This is a genomic window from Burkholderia sp. E168m15 (assembly GCF_016586105.1).
Classification (GTDB): Bacteria; Pseudomonadota; Gammaproteobacteria; order Burkholderiales; family Burkholderiaceae; genus Burkholderia; species Burkholderia orbicola.
In genome coordinates this window covers 56,561-73,272 of sequence record NZ_BCPO01000101.1, presented here as the reverse complement: position 1 = coordinate 73,272, position 16,712 = coordinate 56,561, and the positions used below count along the sequence as shown (strand labels likewise).

The window sequence follows — 16,712 nt, the reverse complement described above, 5'->3', positions numbered from 1 at the left end:
GTCACGCGCGCCCGACGCGCGGATGCGCCAACCCCGCGAACGCGGCCGCTTCGCCCGGCGACAGGTCGAACAGATCGCCGGTGAGATCGCGCGGATGCTCGGCCGCGGGCCGGTTGCGCAGGCGCGCGACATGCGTGGGCGCGACATACGCGGCGGCCGTTTCGAGCGGCGGCACGTCGAACAGATCGCGCGTGACGCCGCGCACGGCATCCGTCGGCGAACGGCCGCGCAGGCGCGCGACCAGCTCGACGAAGCGATCGAAATCGCCCGCGCGCGTGGCCTTGTTCACTTCCGCGAGATCGCGCGCCTTCAGCACGCACGGCTGCGCAAGCCGCACGAAATACGGCGCCTCGAGCTCGACCGACAGCGCGAGCGGATAGCTCTTGCCCGTCTGCTCCTTCGCCCGCCCGATGCAGTCGACCACGGCCGCCCCTTGCGCGGCGCCCAGCGGCTTGCCGGTGCTCACGCTGCGCAGGTGGTCGGGAAACACGCGCAACTGCGTGCCGACCGTCAGCGCGGTGGACGACGCGCACACGAGCGCGTAGTGCTGCTCGCGACGCCGGCCCGACGGCAACGTCGAGCGGCTGGCGATGAACGTATGCGGCGGCAACGGCCGCACCTGCCCGCTGGCGTCGACCCACGCATTCCACAGCAGCGCGTCCTTGCGCGCGCCCGCACGCGGACGCGACGCGACCGGCGAAAACAGTGCGAGCAACGAACCCGTGCGATGCGCGGCGACCTGCGCGCTGCTGCCGAGCGGCTGGTTGATGCCCCACAGAAAACGCCCGCCCCCGAGCCGGCGCTCCCATTCCTTGCGGAGCACGACGGTCGGCAGTTCCTCGCCGGACTCGGTACCGATCTTGGTCCAGCAGAACGTGGGAGGGAGGTGTTTCAGTGTCATCAACTTTCTCGGGATACAGCCTCGCTGCTGACAGCAAGCCCATTCAACAGCCGTAACTGTATAGGTATAATGCATCGCATGGAAGCCCCGGACCAGGATTTTCCCGTTCAAGACCTGTTGCGCCGCCTGATGGCAGACACACGCTCGTCCAGCGAAATCGCGCGACTTTCCGGGGTCAGCCAGCCCACCGTATCGCGCCTTCGGCTGTCGAACGGGCACCGGCTGCGCCGTAGCGCGCCATTCAACAAGCTATGCAGTTTCTATGGGGTCGACACCGAGCCGTCGCGCCGCCGGTACAACGACCTGCTGCGCGACGCGATCGTCGACGCGTGGGACGGCTCGGACGAGCACGGGCGCGCGCTGCTGGTCGTGATTCAGGGGCTGAAGGATTTGCAGGCGAAGGCGGATGACGGGTAATCGCGGCAACGTACCCGGTCATTCATCAAGATTGAACGTGATCGGCACGCGCGCTCGCATCGGCGTCGGCGCGCCGTTTTCTATATGCGCGGCGCAGCGGCTTGCCAGCACCGCATCGCGCGCCGCGGCATCGAGGCGCGGATAGCCGCTGCCGGCGGCAGCGACACGCGCGGCGACCACCCGGCCGCATCGGTTTCCGGTTCGACGAGCGCGGTGCCGCGTTCGCCCCTGCCGTCGCCCCTGCCGTCGCCCGGACCGCGCCTCGTCAGCAATCGCACGCCGCGCCGCATTGCGCGAGCGAATTCTCCTTGCTGCGAAAAACCAGCGGCTGTTCGTCGCTCGGCGCACGACGTCGCGCGAACTGCACGGCCTGTTCGACCTGACCGTGATGGGCGGACTTCGCACACACCGGATCGGCCTCCCGCGGGTCGCCGGCCAGCAGGTAGGCCTGACACCGGCAACCACCGTGATCCGCATGCCGCTCGTCGCACGTACGACACGGCTCGCGCATCCAGTCGTCGCCGCGAAACGCGTTGAACGCGTCGCTGTCGTACCAGATGTCCCGCAGTGAACGGTCGCGCACGTTCGGCAACGCGAGCCCCGGCAGCGACCGCGCGGCATGGCACGGCAGCGCGGTACCGTCCGGCGCGACGCCGAGGAACACCGAGCCCCAGCCGTTCATGCAGGCCTTCGGGCGGCGCTCGAAATAGTCGGGCACGACGAACAGGATCTTGCAACGCTCGCCGATCAGCTTGCGATAGCGGTTGACCGTGTCCTCCGCCTCGCGCACCTGCTCGACGGTCGGCATCAACTGGTCGCGATTGAGCATCGCCCAGCCGTAGTACTGCGTGTTCGCGAGCTCCAGGTAATCGGCGCCGAGATCGAGCGCCATCTCGATGATCTGCCCCACGTGCGGCAGGTTGTAGCGATGCAGCACGCAGTTGAGCACCATCGGGTAACCGTGCGCCTTGATCAGCCGCGCCACGTCGCGCTTCAGTTCGAACGTGCGTGTGCTGGTCAAGAAATCGTTTAGCTCGCGCGTCGAATCCTGCAGCGACAACTGGATGTGGTCGAGCCCGGCGGCCTTGAGCCGCTCGATGCGCGCGACGTTCAGCCCGATGCCCGACGTGATCAGGTTCGTATAGAAGCCGAGCCCGCGCGCATGCGCGACGAGCGTCTCGAGGTCGCCGCGCTGCAGCGGCTCGCCGCCCGAGAAGCCGATCTGCGCGGCGCCGAGCGCGCGTGCGTCGCTGATGACCGTGCGCCACGCATCGGTATCGAGTTCCGCGCCGTGCGTCGCGAAGTCGACCGGGTTGTAGCAGAACGCGCAGTGCAGCGGGCAGCGGTACGTGAGTTCCGCGAGCAGCCACAGCGGCGCGGACGGACGGGAAGTATCGGGCGTCATGTCAGTCGAGCCAGCCGCGCAGTCGCGCATGATCGAGAAAACGGTACACGTCGGTCGCGAGATCCGATTGCATGAACAGGCGTTCGAGCTCGCCGATGATGTCGTCCAGTTCGCGCGTGCCGTCGCAGCGCGCGAGAATCTCGCCGGCGCTCGGGTTCAGCTTGACCATGCCCTCCGGATAGAGCAGCACGTACGCATCCTGGGCTGCCTCCCATTGCAGGCGGTACATGCCCCTGAGGCAGGGGCGCAGCGGCACGCCGCTGGCGGCTTCGATCGCGTTCATAACGGGTAGGCCTTTTCGACGGCGTCGAGCATCGACCACAGGATGTCGAGCTTGAATTGCAGAATGCCGAGCGCGCGCTGCTGCGCGTCCGGTGTCGTGAAATGCGCGAGCGTCACCGCGAGCCCATGCTCGACGTCGCGCTGCGCGAGCGGCACGCGGCTGCGGAAGTAATGCAGCCCGGCCGGTTCGATCCACGGGTAATGCGACGGCCAGCCCGCGAGCCGGTCGAGATGGATCTGCGGCGCGAACATCTCGGTCAGCGACGAGCACACGGCTTCCTGCCAGGGCGCGCGCCGCGCGAAGTTCACATACGCATCCACCGCGAAACGCACGCCCGGCAGCACGTGTTCGAGCGACCACAGCTCGTCGCGCGTCAGGCCGCACGCTTCGCCGAGCCGCACCCACGCCTCGATGCCGCCTGCGTTGTCGCCCTGCCCGTCGTGGTCGATCAGCCGCTGAATCCAGCGGCGCCGCGTCTCGCGGTCGGGGCAGTTCGACAGGATCGCCGCATCCTTGAGCGGGATGCAGATCTGGTAGTAGAAGCGGTTCGCGACCCAGCCGCGGATCTGCGTGGGCGAACAGGCGCCGCTGTTGAGCCGCCGGTTGAACGGATGATGAATGTGATAGCGCGATTCGAGCGCACGCAGGCGCGCCTCGAATTCGGTCGCGGTCCAGGGCGTCGCGTGCAACGCCGTAGCGGGGATCGGTGCGTTCATCGTCAGACCTGGAATTGCATGCCGTCGTGCGCGACGTCGATGCCGTGCGCGCGCAGGTGCGCATGCTCGACGGAATGCGGATCGAGAATCGGGTTCGTGTTGTTGATGTGCGTGAGCACCTTGCGCGTGCGCGCGGGCAGCGTGTCGAGCCAGTCGATCATGCCGGGCTGCCCGGGTTCCGCGCACTGCGCGAGATGCCCCATGTCCGAAGCGTGCTTGCCCGACAGGCCGAGATCGATCATCTCGGTGCCGGTCCAGAACGTGCCGTCCACCAGCACGAGATCGGCGCCGTCCATGGCCGCGCGCACGTCGTCGGTGACCGACGCGAGCCCCGGCGCATAGAACGCGCGCCGCCCGCTCGCGACGTCCTCGATCGACAGCGCGATGTTGTCGCCGGGCGCGGCCGACGCGCGTCGCGGCGAATAAGGCGGCGGCTTGCTGTCGACGGCGATCGCGGTGAAACGGATGCCGCGCGCCGCCGGCACCGCGAACGGCTCGCCGGGCACGATCGTGTGCGCGGCGACGCCGCAGTAATGGCCGAGCAGCGGCACGAGCGGCAAGCCGGTCGACAGGTCGTCGAGCACCGGCGCGCTCGCGTAGAGCGGCAGCGGCGTCGAACGCTCGCGCAGCATCAGCAGGCCCGTCACGTGATCGATCTGCGCGTCGCACAGCACGACGGCGGCGATGCCGCTGTCGCGGATCGCGCGCGCCGGTTGCAGGTCCGGCGCCGCGCGCAACTGGGAAAGAATGTCGGGCGACGCATTGACGAGGACCCAGTCGACGCCGTCGTCGCTGACCGCGATCGACGACTGCGTGCGCGACAGCACGTGGCCGCTTCCGCTGCGCGCACGACGGCAGTTCGCGCAATTGCAGTTCCATTGCGGCAGCCCGCCGCCGGCTCCCGAGCCGAGTATCTTGATCTTCATGGGCGTCAGCTCCCGAGGCCGCCCGCGCCGACCACGGCGAAGCGGGCGGCACGCACGGCGATCAGCGGTTGGCGATGTACATCGTGATTTCGAAGCCGAAGCGCAGGTCGGTGTAAGACGGTGTCGTCCACTGCATGGTGTGTCTCCTGTTGAGTTGATGAGTTGATGCGTTGCCGGATGAATCGAACGACCGCGGCAAGCGAGCGGTCGATTTCTATTCAGCAAGGAGCGTGCCGAACGCGTATTGCGGCGGCGCGGCGGCGGTAGACGGCCGCCATCCGGGCATCGAGGCGGAATCCTTACGAATAGCCGACACGATCCGCGCGAATGCGGTCCGCCACCCCGGCGGCACGATGTCCGCGAGTGGTCACAAGTGTTGAATCGTTGAACACCGGTGTTGCAAGTTGACACACCGGCTGTGACAGGTCGCGCACCGCGCGACGGCCGCGCGCGTCAGTCTTCGTCGGACGACGGCTGGCGTCCCGCGTCGGCGGCCGGCATCTTCCGGTAGATCGTGTTGCGCGAGACGCCGAGCGCGCGCGCCGCGGCGGACACGTTGCCGCCATGACGCGCGAGCGCGGCGGCGATCGCGGAGGCGGCGACGTCCTGCAGGCGCGCGTCGGCGGGCGGCAACGCGTCCGCGACGCAAGGGCCGGCGCTCGCCGCGGCAGGCGAATCGGGCGCCGCCTGCCCTGCGTGCCCGACGTGCGCATCGCCGCGCCGCAGGTCGTCGAAGAAGTCGTCGGGCAGGTGCTCGCGCCGGATTTCGCCGTCGTCGTCGACCATCGCGGCCGCCGTGCGCAGCAGGTTGCCGAGCTGGCGGAAGTTGCCCGGCCACGTGCACCGCACGAACAACTCCATCACGTCCGGCGCCACCGACAGCGGCGGCCGGCCCGGGCCCGCGAACGCTTCGCGCTGCAGCATCTTCTGCACGACGACCGCGAGATCCGTGCGGTCGCGCAACGGCGGCAGGCGCACCACGAGGCCGTTCAGCCGGTAGTAGAGATCCTCGCGGAAACGGTTCTGCGCGATCATCTCGCGCAAGTCGCGGTGCGTCGCGCAGATGATCGCGATGTCGACGGCGATCGTCTTCGTCGACCCGAGCGGGTTGACGAGGCGCTCCTGCAGCACGCGCAGCAGCCGCACCTGCAGCGGATACGGCATGTCGCCGATCTCGTCGAGGAACAGCGTGCCGCCGTTCGCCTGCAGCAGCTTGCCGATCGCCCCCTTGCGGCGCGCGCCGGTGAACGCGCCCTCCTCGTAGCCGAACAGCTCGGACTCGATCAGCGTCTCCGGAATCGACGCACAGTTGACCGCGACGAACGGCGCGTCGCGGCGCGGCGAGTCGTTGTGGATCGCCTGCGCGAGCAGTTCCTTGCCGGTGCCGGTCTCGCCGGTGATCAGGATCGGGATGTCCTTGCCGATCACCTTGCGCACCTTCGCGATCACGCTGGCGACCTGCGCATCGCCGGTGTCGAGATAGTTGAGCCGCGACAGGCCGGCCGACGTGCCCGCCGCCGGCGCGGGCACCGCGTTCGCGCGCGCGGCCGGCGCGCCCGCGTCGTGGACGTCCGTCGGCCGGCTGCCTTCGGCGAGCGTCGCGCGGCGGAAGTGCACGCGCGCGCAGACCACCGCGCCGTTGCCGAGATTGAGCATCAGGTGCCGGTCGGTGCTCGCGCGCATGCGGTCGATCAGCTGGGCGCTGGTGACGTCGAACAGCGACGACAGCGTGTGCGCGCGCAGCGCGGCGAGCGGCATGCCGAGCTGGAACTGCGCGCTGCGATTGGCCGACAGGAAGCGGCCATCGGCGGTGAACGCGACGATCCCCTCCATCAGCGTGCCGAGAAATTCGGGGCGGCCATGGAACGACACCTGCAGCGTTTCCTGAAAGGTCGTCGTAAACAGGTGATTCTCGATCATCTGCACCGACATCTTCGCGAGCGCCATCGTGTGCTGGTGATAGCTGCGGTGGTCGCCCGTCACGTCGAGCACGCCGATCGCGTCGCCGTACGGATCGAGGATCGGCACGCTCGAACAGGTCAGGAAGCGGTTCGCGGCCAGGAAGTGCTGGTCGCCGTGGACGACCATCGGGCACAGCTCGGCCAGCGCCGTGCCGATCGCGTTGGTGCCTTGCCGGTTCTCCGCCCAGTTCGCGCCCGGGCGCAGCGCGACCTTCTCCGCGCGGCGCAGGAAATCGTCGTCGCCGATCGAATGCAGGATCAGCCCTTCCGCATCGGTCAGCACGATCATGCTCTGCGTGTTGACGATCTGCTCGTGCAGCGTCTCCATCACCGGCATCGCGTGTACGCACAGCACCCGGCTCTGCTCGCGCTTGAGCACCAGCGCCGCGTTCGACAGCACGTCGTAGTCGGGCCGCGCCGATACCTGCAGGCCGAACGTCTCCGAGCGCTCATGGGCCTTCTGGATCGACGGCGCGGGCCAGCCGGCGGGATGCGCGGCCCGTGACCCGGCCGCCTGCTCTACGTCATCGCGCATTGTCTCCTCCGGGGGATCCTTCCGGTCAACTGCCGGACTCTTTGCCGTCACTGCAAGCAAGCATCGGGCCACGCTGGCGCCACGCAACGAAACTGAAAGGACGATGTAATGAATCGACCGGGCGCAGCGGCGGCGTGTCGCGTCAGGCGACGGCCTGCCTTCGTGATACCGTGATTTCCCGACGCGTGACTACCCGTGCGAATCCGGATCTTCGCGGCGGGCGCGCTTCTGGCGCGCTTCTCGCTTTGTCGCAGGGCAGGCCCGGCCACCGTCCGGCCGCCGAAAGTTCCCCCTTCCGAACCCTATCGACAGACATGACGCGTCGCCCGACTCGATCCACGCCATCGCTCGCGCCGCGGGCCTTGCCCGATACGCCGGCGTCACCGGCCCCGCCCGTACACAGGCGCCTGCACCGCGACGCGCAATCGATCGCCTTCGCCGTGGCCGGCGCCGCGCAGGGCCATCCGGTCGTCGTGCTGCACGGCGGGCCCGGCAGCGGCAGCCAGGCCGGCATCCTGCGGCTGTTCGACCTCACCCGCGTGCGCGTCGTGCTCGTCGATCAGCGCGGCGCGGGCGCGTCGGGGCCGCGCGGCGGCACGCGCCACAACGACACCGCGCGGCTGATCGCGGATCTGGAGGCGGTGCGCGAGCAGCTCGGCATCGCCCGCTGGGGCGTCGTCGGCGGCTCGTGGGGCGCCGCGCTCGCGCTCGCGTATGCGGGCACGCATCCGGCGCGGGTGACGGGCGTCGTGCTGCGCGGGCTGTTCCTGACGTCGCCACGCGAAGTCCGCGGGCTCTTCATGACTTCCCGCACGCGTGCGCCGCGCGAATGGCGGCGCCTGCATGCAGCGGCCGGCGGCGGCCGGCCGGATCACCTGCTGTCGCGCTGCGCTGCCGGGCTGCGCCCCGGCGCGAACACAGCCCGCCAGCGCGCAGTGGCGCTCGCGTGGCACGCATACGAAAGCGCGATCCTCGCATCGGCACGCACGCGCCGCTCGCCCGTGCATGCGGTCCGTTCGAACCAGACCGTCGGCCGTCTGATCGACAAATACCGGGTCCAGGCGCACTACCTGCAACACGACTGCTGGCTCGGCGAGCGCCGCGTGCTCGCGCTCGCGCGACGGGCCGCACAGGCGCGCGTGCCGCTGTTCGCCGCGCACGGGATGCACGATCCCGTTTGCCCGGTCGGCAACGTCGAACGCCTCGCGCGGGCCGCACCCGAAGCGGAAATCGAACGCGTGCAGGCCGGGCATCTCGCAAGCGACCCGGCATTGGCGCGCAGCGTCGCACGCGCCGTCAATGCGATGTTCGCGACGGTGCCGCTCACGTAACGGCCCCGCACTCGCTCGTGTCATGACGCGACGACACATGCAAGCGCGCCACACACGGCCACGCGCCGCTCAATCCCACGCATAGCGCACGCCGACCCACGCACCGCGCGGCGCGCCCGGCCCGACGAACTGCTCATTCACCGGATGGGCGCCGTCGAACGTATGGTTCGGCCCGTTGAAGAAATTCTGGCCGAGTGCGCCGAAGCTCGCGTAGCGCTTGTCGAGCAGGTTCGTCACGCTCGCGAACACCTCGAACCGCTTCGTGATCCGGTAACGCATGTCGAGATCGACCAGCACGTAGCCCGCGATCCGGCCGTTCACGTCCCCGTTGTTCTCGTCGCCGCGTGCGTACACGCCGCCGCGCCAGGTCACGTTCGCGCCGATGTCCCACGCGGGCGTCGCCGCGTAGTCGAGCCGCAGTTTCACCGTATGCGCGGGAATGCCGGGGATGCGGTCGCCCGGCTTGACGGTCACGTTGCCGTTCGCGTCGGCCGCCGAATTCGCCGGGCTGTGTTCGGTCCACGACGAGCGGTAGGTCGCGTCGACATAGCTGTACGACAGCCCGACACCGAGCGGGCCGACCCGCGTGCGGCCAGCGAGCTCGATACCCTGCCGCCGCGTATCGCCGACGTTGCGGAAGTAGCCCTGCGCGCTGGCCGGGCTGCTGATGAACTGGATATCGTCGGTCAGCGTCGTGCGATAGGCGGCGGCGCTCCAGGTCGTCGCCCCGCCGATGCGGCCGCGCATGCCGGCCTCGAACGTCTTCGAGATCACCGGTTTGAGCGCCGGGTCGGCGATGAAGTCGTTCGGCAGCGAACACGGCGCGGCCGGGTCCGCGCACGCGAGCTCGATCGCGGTCGGCGAACGCATGCCTTCGTTGTACGTCGCATAGGTGGTGAAGCCCGGCACCGGGTTCCAGTTGAGCCCGACGGCCGGGTTGAAGCGCGAGAACACATGGCTGCCGTCGAGCAGCGGCTGCACGCCGCTCTCGTCGCCGATCCGCGCTTTCGACCAATCGTAGCGGCCCGACAGCGTCAGCGTCCAGTGCGGCGTCAGCGACAGCGCATCGCTCAGGTACACACCGACGTTCGCATTGCGCGTCTTCGCGCTGGTCTGCGGAACGAAATCGCCGATGCCGATCGCCGCGCGCGCATCGGTAAACGATGCGTCCTGCGACGACGCGACGTAGCTCGAATTCGCGACATCGGCCGAGACGCCCGCGACCAGCCGGTTCGCCATCCCGCCGAGCTTGCCGAGCAGCGTGAGCTGCACGCTGCCGCCGTAGCTGTCGGTGACGATCGTCGATTGCGCATTGCTGCCCTGCACCGTGTCGACCGTGCCGTCCTCGTCCACCGATCCGTAGTCCGTATTGTTGTTGCTGCTCGTGTTGGTGTTGCGCAGGTGCCGGTAGTACGCGTTGCCGCTCAGCTCGACGTGTTCGCCGAAAAATCGCTCGCCCGACAGCGTCAGGTAGCCGGCGCTGTTGCGGTTCCGGTCCGGATACGTATACGCCTGCTTCCGGTTGTCGAGGAACGAGCGCGGGATCGTCTGGGTGCCGGACAGCGTGTTGTCCGCGCCGCCCGCGGCAATCGACAGCGTCGTGTCCGCATCAGTGTAGCGCAGCTTGCCGAACGCCTGCCGCACGCGGCTCGCGTTATGGTCGGCCCAGCCGCCGTCGTTCGCGACGTTCGCGGTCGCGTAGTAGTCGAGGTTCGAGCCGATCGTGCCGCCCTGCTCGACGCTGGCGGTCTTGCGGCCCCATGAGCCGCCCGACACCTCCGCTTCGCCGCCCGGGTTCGACCTGCCGTTCTTCGTCGTGATCGCGAGCGCACCGCCGAGCGTGTTGAGCCCGTACACCGGGTTGGAGCCCGGAATCAGCTGCACGCGGTCGATCGCCTGCGTGGGCAGGATGTCCCAGTTCACGACGTCGCCGAACGGCTCGTTCACGCGCACGCCGTCGACGAACACCGACAACCCCTGCGGCGTGCCGAGCAGCGGCGACGCGGTGAAGCCGCGATAGTTGACGTCCGCCTGATACGGGTTGCCCTGCGCGTCCGAGATCGTCACGCTCGGCAGGTTCGCCGCGAAGAAATCGGTGAGCGTCGCGCGGTGCTGCGCGTCGAGCTCCGTCGCACGCACGCTCTGCACGTTCGCCGGCACTTTCGACAGCGGCGTGCCGATCCCGGGCAGCGGCGTCGTGCCGACGACGACCACCGCGGGCAGCACGATGGCCGGCGGCTCGGCCGGCGCGATCGCGCCGCCGTCGGGCTGCTGCTGCGCGCGCACGCTGCCGGGCGGCAGGCCGAACAGCGCCAACGTGCCAACGGTCACGCCAACGCATCGCGCACGCCGGCCACGCCGCATCGCGCCGTACCATCCGGCGGCCTTTGGTCTCCTGATCATTCCGTTGTCTCCGCACTTGTATTTCGCCGGGCCGTGCGATGCACCGCGCGGCGACGGGTTGTCGCGACACCGGCGTGCGAGAACCGTGCCAGCGCCGCGAGCACGAGCAGCGCGCGCTGCGCCGCACATCGCTTCGGAACGGCACGCGTGCGACCGATTCGCCGCTGTCCCGCGGACTGCACCACCTGTCATGTTTGGCAACACTTCGCGCGCGCCGGTGTACCTGAATGCAACACCTGCGTCGACGTCATGACGCGCACCGTCGCTCGGCGCATCACCCGCGATGCGTCCGCGTGCCGCGCCGCACCGGCTTCCGGCCGCGATGGCATGCGACTTGCGTAACGGGCAGTGCACTCGGCCCGGAAACCCCAACCGTGCCGGCGCGACGCAACGTTCGCGGCGGTGCGACCACAATGACCCAGGAGACAACCATGAAGAAACTCTCGGCTTCAGCGAGCCGGCTGGCGACGATCGGCATCGCGGTGGCGGCCGCCGTCGCGCTGAACCCCGGCCTCGTCGAAGCGGCCGCGGATTACCCGGCCGTGACCTACCAGCGCCTGACCGATGCACACGGCGACCCGGGCTGGCTGACCTACTACCGCACCTACGACGGCCGCTCGCATTCGCCGCTCAAGCAGATCGACACGTCGAACGCGAAGGATCTCAAGCAGGTGTGGGCGTACAAGTTCCCCGCCGACCTGAAGCAGGGCTTCGAGGCCACGCCGATCGTCAACGGCAACTACCTGTTCGTGACGACGCCGAAGGACAACGTCTACGCGTTCGATGCAAAGACCGGCAAGCAGCTGTGGAAATACGAGCCGAAGCTCGGCGCGGCCTCGTTCAAGACCGCGTGCTGCGACGTCGTCAACCGCGGCGTCGCGCTGTACGGCAAGAACGTCTACATCGCGATGCTGAACGGCGAAATCGCGGCGCTCGACGCGCAGACCGGCACGCTCGTGTGGAAGAAGCAGATGTTCGAGCCGGGCCTCGGCTACGCGTTCTCGCTCGCGCCGCTCGCGATCGACGGCGCGATCGTCGTCGGCACGTCCGGCGGCGAATATGGGATTCGCGGCTACATCGCCGCGCTGAATCCGGAGGACGGCTCGCAGGTCTGGAAACGCTACACGATCCCCGCCGCCGGCGAAAAGGGCGCGGAAACCTGGCCCGACGGCATGCAGAGCCATGGCGGCGGCGCCGCGTGGCTCACCGGCACCTACGACGCCGCGTCGCGCACGCTGTACTGGGGGGTCGGCAACCCCGGCCCGTGGCTCGCGGCGCTGCGCCCCGGCGACAACCTGTATTCCGACTCGCTGCTCGCGCTCGATGCGAAGAGCGGCAACCTGAAGTGGCACTACCAGTACACGAACAACGACACGTGGGACTACGACGGCGTGAACGCGGCCGTCCTCGCGGACATCAAGTACAAGGGCAAGGACTACGACGCGATCATCCACGCCGACCGCAACGGCTTCTTCCACGCGATCGACCGCACGACCGGCAAGCTGATCTACGCGACGCCGTTCGTGAAGGCGCTGTCGGTCACCGGCTACACGGACGACGGCAAGCCGATCCAGGACGCATCGAAGTTCCCGAAGGCCGGCACGACGATCGAAACGTGCCCGAGCTTCCTCGGCGGCAAGAACTGGTGGTCGATCTCGTACGACCAGGAACGCAACATCGCGGTCGTGCCGGCGCTGCATGCGTGCATGAGCCTGACCGGCAAGTCGGTCAGCTACATGGAAGGCCTGCCGTATCTCGGCGAAGGCTTCGAGATCAAGCCCGAGCCGGGCAGCGAAGGCTACGGCGAACTGACGGCCATCGATGTGAACACCGGCAAGAAGCTGTGGAGCCACTGGTCGAAGAAGCCGTGGAACGGCGGCGTCGCGACCACCGCGAGCGGCCTCGCGTTCAGCGGCTCGCTCGACGGCCACCTGTACGCGTTCGACACGGCGACCGGCAAGGTGCTGTGGGAAAGCCCGCAACTGGCGAGCGGCATCATCTCGCAGCCGTCGGTGTATGAAGTCGACGGCAAGGAGTATGTCGCGGTGCTCGCCGGCTACGGCGGCGCGAACCCGATCTGGGGCGGCCCGATGGCCGACATCGCGAAGGACGTTCCGCGCGGCGGCACGCTCTACGTGTTCGCGCTCAACTGACCCGGCGCCACGCCCGAGTCGCGCCCGCATGCGCCCGATGCGGGCGCGACGCCCCACCCGCTTCAACCGGACACCGACCATGAATACTCGCCTCACTTCCGTTACCGTCGCCAGTCTGCTCGCCGTGGGCGTGGTGCTGACACCGGCAACCGCATCGGCCGGCGTGCGCGTCTGCACGCTGCCCGGCAGCCCCACCACGGCGCTCGATCGCTCCGTCGCGCGCGAAGTGTTCCGCACCGCGGGCATCGCCGCGACCTTCAACACACGCGGCGTCGACGACAACGGCGACGACGACGGCATCTCCGCCAGCGAGCTGACGAAATCGCTCGAACGCGACTGCGACGTGATCGCCGGCTTCCCGCGCTCCGCGATCGCCGATGCGTCGGGATCGAAGATGACGTTCTCGCAAGGCTATCTGCGCTCCGGCTACGTCAACGTGTCGCTGCGCGATGCGCCCGCGCCGTCCGGCGCGAAGGAAACGATCGCGGCCACCTACGGCAGCCCGTCGCAACTGATCGCCGCGCAGCAGACGAACGCCCGCTTCGACCTCGAGAACACGAGCGAGAAAACGATCGGTGCGCTCGCCGCGGGCCGTGCGCAGCGCGCGATCGTCTGGTATCCGAGCGTCGTCGCATACGAGCGTGCGCACCCGAAACAACGGTTCCAGGTGGCGGCGACGTCGTCGCCGTACTCCGACTGGCAACTGTCGTTCGCGTTCGGGCCAGGCAAGGACGCGCTGCAACAGCGCATCGACGCCACGCTGTCGCAACTGAGCGGCAACGGCCGCCTCGCGTCGCTCACGCGCGGCTGGACGCTGCCCGACGGCATCGCGCAAGCCGCCGCCTCGCGCGTGCCCGGCCGGTTTCTCGACGGCGCGATCGCGTCCGCGCAGCGGCCCGGCTTCGTCAAGGTGTCGACGAGCGAAGGCGGCGGCGTCCCGTCGTTCGACCAGGCTCAGGTGCAGCATGGCAAGAAGCTCTACGGCGATGCGTGCGCGAAATGCCACGGCGACCAGCTCGAGGGCAATACCGCGCCCGCGCTGAGCGGGGAATCGTTCGCGCCCGAAGGCAAGTCGCACATCACGGTCGGCGGCATCTTCCTGTACATGTCGAGCAACATGCCGGCCGATCGCCCCGGCAAGATGTCCGCGCAGGAATACGAGGATCTGATGGCGTTCCTGCTTTATTCGAACGGCTACGACGCGTCGAAGAACAAGCTGACCGCCGAGATCGCGAATGCGTCGAAGGCGCCGCTGATCGCCGGGCCGCGCAAGTAACCGCTCCACCCTCTTTCGTTTCGATCGACCGCCGTGCCGGGCAGCTTGCCCGGCGCGCGGGCCGGGCTTTTTCCGTTCATTTCATTCAGGACCGCATCATGATCTCCCGTCATCGCAGAACCTTCTTCGTGCAGGCCGCCGGCCTGTGCGCCGCGCTCGCGGCCGGCACGCGCGCATTCGCCGCCGCCCCGCCCGTCGACGAAAACGACGCGGCGGCGAAGACGCTCGGCTACCGCGCCAAGGCGACGACCGTCGACGCCGGCAAGTTCCCGAAGTACCAGGCCGGCCAGACGTGCTCGAACTGCCGCTTCTACAAGGCCGCCGCGGGCGAATCCTCCGGCACGTGCCCGATGTTCGCGGGCAAGACGGTTGCCGCGGAAGGCTGGTGCAACGTCTATGCCAAGCTCGCTTGACGCCGGGCCCGCACGCGAACGCGACGGCGCGCCGTCGCCGTGTCGCGGCGCCCACGCCGACCGCGCCGCGCATCTGCATGCGCTGATCGCGCTGGGCATCGATCGCGGCTACGTGACGCACGGTGAAATCGCCGATGCGCTGCCCGACGACGCGACCGACGGCGCGGATGCGGACGCCGCCGCGTCGATGCTGCGCGAGCTCGGCATCGACGTGCGCGAGCATACCGGCGCGCATACCGCATGGACGCTCGATCGTCATTTCGCGCAAGTGACGGAAGTCGCGTCGCCGCTCGCCGACGCATCGACGCCGCTCCCGGCCGACGATCTGCTCGCGGGCCACACCAACGATCCGATCCGGCTCTATCTGCGGGAAATGAGCGCGACGCCGCTGCTCGAACGCGACGAAGAGATCGCGCTCGCGCTGCGTCTGGAAAGCGGCCGCGCGGCGTGCATCGACGCGTTGAGCCGCGATCCGGCGGCACTCGCCGCCGTCGCGGCGCTCGCGGATGACATTCGTGCCGGCAAGGTGGCGGCGTCGGTTTACGTGACGGGGTTCGCCGGCGATGCCGAATCGCCTGCAAGTGCACCGGCGACGTTGCCCGACGCTCCGGCCATCGAATCACCGGCGCCCAACGACGACGCCGATCTTTCTCTCGACAGCCCGGCGTGGCGCGATACGGTCGTCGACGCGCTCGAACGTGTCGGTGCGCTGGCGCCCGCGATGCAGCGTGCATTGCATGCCGACGGTTTCGCGTCGGCCGCTTACCGGACGCTGCTGCGCGAGGCTACGGCGTCGACCGGCCGCATCCGCTTCACCTCGCGCGCGATCGAACGGATCGGGCAAGCGAACGGCGAGCGTGCGACTCGGGCACGTACGTTCGAACAACGACTCGTCGATACGCTGGCCGCCGCGGGCATACGTGCCGAATCCGCGCGCCACGACCTCTTCACGCCGTGCGACGACGTACGCGCATGGCTACACGCCTGCCGCGCCGCGCACCCTGACTGCGCCGCCGCGCTCGCCCGCCACGCGCCGGCGCTGATCGACGCGCGCGGCGCGCTCGCTCGCCTCTCCGGCCAGTCTGCGCTGCCGCTCCACATCGCGATCGCGCTCGATGCGCGGCTCGCGCGTATCGAGCGGGCGATGCAACCCGCGAGAACGAAGCTGTTCCAGAGCAATCTGCGGCTCGTCGTGTCGGTCGCCAAACGCTATGCCGATCGTGGCCTGCCGTTCTCCGATCTGATCCAGGAAGGCAATATCGGCCTGATGAAGGCCGTCGATCGCTACGATCACCGGCGCGGCTTCAAATTCTCGACGTATGCGACGTGGTGGATCCGGCAGGCGATCACGCACGCGCTGGCCGATCTGGGCCGCACGATACGCGTGCCCGCGCATACGGTCGATACACTGAACAAACTGTCGCGGCTCGCGCGACTCCATCGGCAACGCACCGGCGACGTCGCCGACGCGCGGGCGCTCTCCACGCAGATGCGGCTGCCGGTCGACAAGGTGCGCGAGCTGATGAGCATCGTGCGCGAGCCGATCTCCGCCGACCTGCCGGTTTCGCCCGATCACGACCTCACGTTGTGCGACGTCACGATCGACCCCGACGCGCCGACGCCGGAAGAAGCCGCGAGCGCCGGTCAGTTGCGTGCGGCGGTTGCCGAGCTGATCGACAGCCTCCCGGTACGCGAGGCGTGGATTCTTCGCCTGAGGTACGGCATCGATGTCGACAACGAATATTCGCTGCGCGAGATCGGCCGGCAACTGAACCTGTCGGCCGAGCGCGTTCGTCAGCTCGAGGTATCGGCGCTCGAACGCATCCGGCAATTCAGGCACGCACCGGCGCTTCGCTCGCTGCTCGCCTGACGCGGCGGTGCCGCGCGACCATCTGCCGGCTCGCCCCAACTGCTCAGGACTGCAACACGACCTGCTGCATTTCTGAACGCCACACGGCATCGCGCGACCGTCCGCGATACAGCGCGACCAAT

The 16,712-nt window shown here is 68.8% G+C and carries 15 protein-coding genes; 6 read left to right on the top strand and 9 right to left on the bottom strand.

Annotated features, from left to right (window positions below):
- Position 1: 1 nt before the first annotated feature.
- Positions 2-901: a hypothetical protein gene (locus JMF86_RS16870; RefSeq protein ID WP_011694824.1), complete on the bottom strand. Its 900-nt coding sequence runs from the start codon at positions 899-901 to the stop codon at positions 2-4.
- A gap of 78 nt (positions 902-979) precedes the next feature.
- Here JMF86_RS16870 and JMF86_RS16865 point away from each other — a divergent pair, with 78 nt between their 5' ends.
- Positions 980-1,318 carry a helix-turn-helix transcriptional regulator gene (locus tag JMF86_RS16865; RefSeq protein WP_011547066.1) on the top strand — a complete coding sequence of 113 codons (339 nt, stop codon included), beginning with the start codon at positions 980-982 and terminating at the stop codon, positions 1,316-1,318.
- An 18-nt stretch (positions 1,319-1,336) separates the two neighbouring features.
- On the opposite strand, the gene JMF86_RS35420 is transcribed toward JMF86_RS16865, so the two are convergent.
- The 7 genes from JMF86_RS35420 to JMF86_RS16830 form a co-directional block, all read right to left on the bottom strand.
- Entirely contained in the window at positions 1,337-1,429 is a 93-nt protein-coding gene (locus JMF86_RS35420; RefSeq protein WP_374039667.1) for a hypothetical protein, read from the bottom strand.
- A gap of 154 nt (positions 1,430-1,583) precedes the next feature.
- On the bottom strand, positions 1,584-2,723 hold the full coding sequence (gene pqqE / locus JMF86_RS16855) for a pyrroloquinoline quinone biosynthesis protein PqqE (RefSeq protein WP_011547065.1): 1,140 nt from the start codon (positions 2,721-2,723) through the stop codon (positions 1,584-1,586).
- A gap of 1 nt (position 2,724) precedes the next feature.
- Positions 2,725-3,006, bottom strand: coding sequence for a pyrroloquinoline quinone biosynthesis peptide chaperone PqqD (gene pqqD, locus JMF86_RS16850; RefSeq protein WP_006480620.1), 282 nt, complete (start codon positions 3,004-3,006; stop codon positions 2,725-2,727).
- On the bottom strand, positions 3,003-3,722 hold the full coding sequence (gene pqqC, locus JMF86_RS16845) for a pyrroloquinoline-quinone synthase PqqC (RefSeq protein ID WP_011547064.1): 720 nt from the start codon (positions 3,720-3,722) through the stop codon (positions 3,003-3,005). The genes pqqD and pqqC overlap by 4 nt, the downstream gene beginning before the upstream one ends.
- A 2-nt stretch (positions 3,723-3,724) precedes the next feature.
- The gene (pqqB, locus tag JMF86_RS16840; protein ID WP_011547063.1) at positions 3,725-4,648 is read right to left on the bottom strand and encodes a pyrroloquinoline quinone biosynthesis protein PqqB; all 924 of its coding nucleotides are present in this window, start codon (positions 4,646-4,648) and stop codon (positions 3,725-3,727) included.
- 61 nt (positions 4,649-4,709) lie between these two features.
- On the bottom strand, positions 4,710-4,784 hold the full coding sequence (pqqA, locus tag JMF86_RS16835; RefSeq protein WP_006485436.1) for a pyrroloquinoline quinone precursor peptide PqqA: 75 nt from the start codon (positions 4,782-4,784) through the stop codon (positions 4,710-4,712).
- A gap of 317 nt (positions 4,785-5,101) precedes the next feature.
- Positions 5,102-7,144 carry a sigma-54-dependent Fis family transcriptional regulator gene (locus JMF86_RS16830; protein WP_011547062.1) on the bottom strand — a complete coding sequence of 681 codons (2,043 nt, stop codon included), beginning with the start codon at positions 7,142-7,144 and terminating at the stop codon, positions 5,102-5,104.
- Between the two features lie 314 nt (positions 7,145-7,458).
- Between JMF86_RS16830 and JMF86_RS16825 the strand changes: the two genes are divergently transcribed.
- Positions 7,459-8,475 carry an alpha/beta fold hydrolase gene (locus tag JMF86_RS16825; protein ID WP_011547061.1) on the top strand — a complete coding sequence of 339 codons (1,017 nt, stop codon included), beginning with the start codon at positions 7,459-7,461 and terminating at the stop codon, positions 8,473-8,475.
- A 69-nt stretch (positions 8,476-8,544) separates the two neighbouring features.
- Here JMF86_RS16825 and JMF86_RS16820 read toward each other — a convergent pair whose 3' ends face one another.
- The gene (locus tag JMF86_RS16820) at positions 8,545-10,878 is read right to left on the bottom strand and encodes a TonB-dependent receptor (protein ID WP_011547060.1); all 2,334 of its coding nucleotides are present in this window, start codon (positions 10,876-10,878) and stop codon (positions 8,545-8,547) included.
- Between the two features lie 431 nt (positions 10,879-11,309).
- Here JMF86_RS16820 and JMF86_RS16815 point away from each other — a divergent pair, with 431 nt between their 5' ends.
- From JMF86_RS16815 to JMF86_RS16800, 4 genes are all read left to right on the top strand, one after another.
- Positions 11,310-13,031: a methanol/ethanol family PQQ-dependent dehydrogenase gene (locus tag JMF86_RS16815; protein ID WP_011547059.1), complete on the top strand. Its 1,722-nt coding sequence runs from the start codon at positions 11,310-11,312 to the stop codon at positions 13,029-13,031.
- A 79-nt stretch (positions 13,032-13,110) separates the two neighbouring features.
- On the top strand, positions 13,111-14,307 hold the full coding sequence (locus JMF86_RS16810) for a c-type cytochrome (RefSeq protein WP_125381625.1): 1,197 nt from the start codon (positions 13,111-13,113) through the stop codon (positions 14,305-14,307).
- 98 nt (positions 14,308-14,405) lie between these two features.
- Complete coding sequence (locus JMF86_RS16805; protein ID WP_011547057.1) at positions 14,406-14,720, top strand: high-potential iron-sulfur protein; 315 nt, start codon at positions 14,406-14,408, stop codon at positions 14,718-14,720.
- Positions 14,704-16,590, top strand: coding sequence for a sigma-70 family RNA polymerase sigma factor (locus JMF86_RS16800; RefSeq protein ID WP_011547056.1), 1,887 nt, complete (start codon positions 14,704-14,706; stop codon positions 16,588-16,590). Before JMF86_RS16805 ends, JMF86_RS16800 begins: the two co-directional genes overlap by 17 nt.
- Positions 16,591-16,712: the final 122 nt, after the last annotated feature.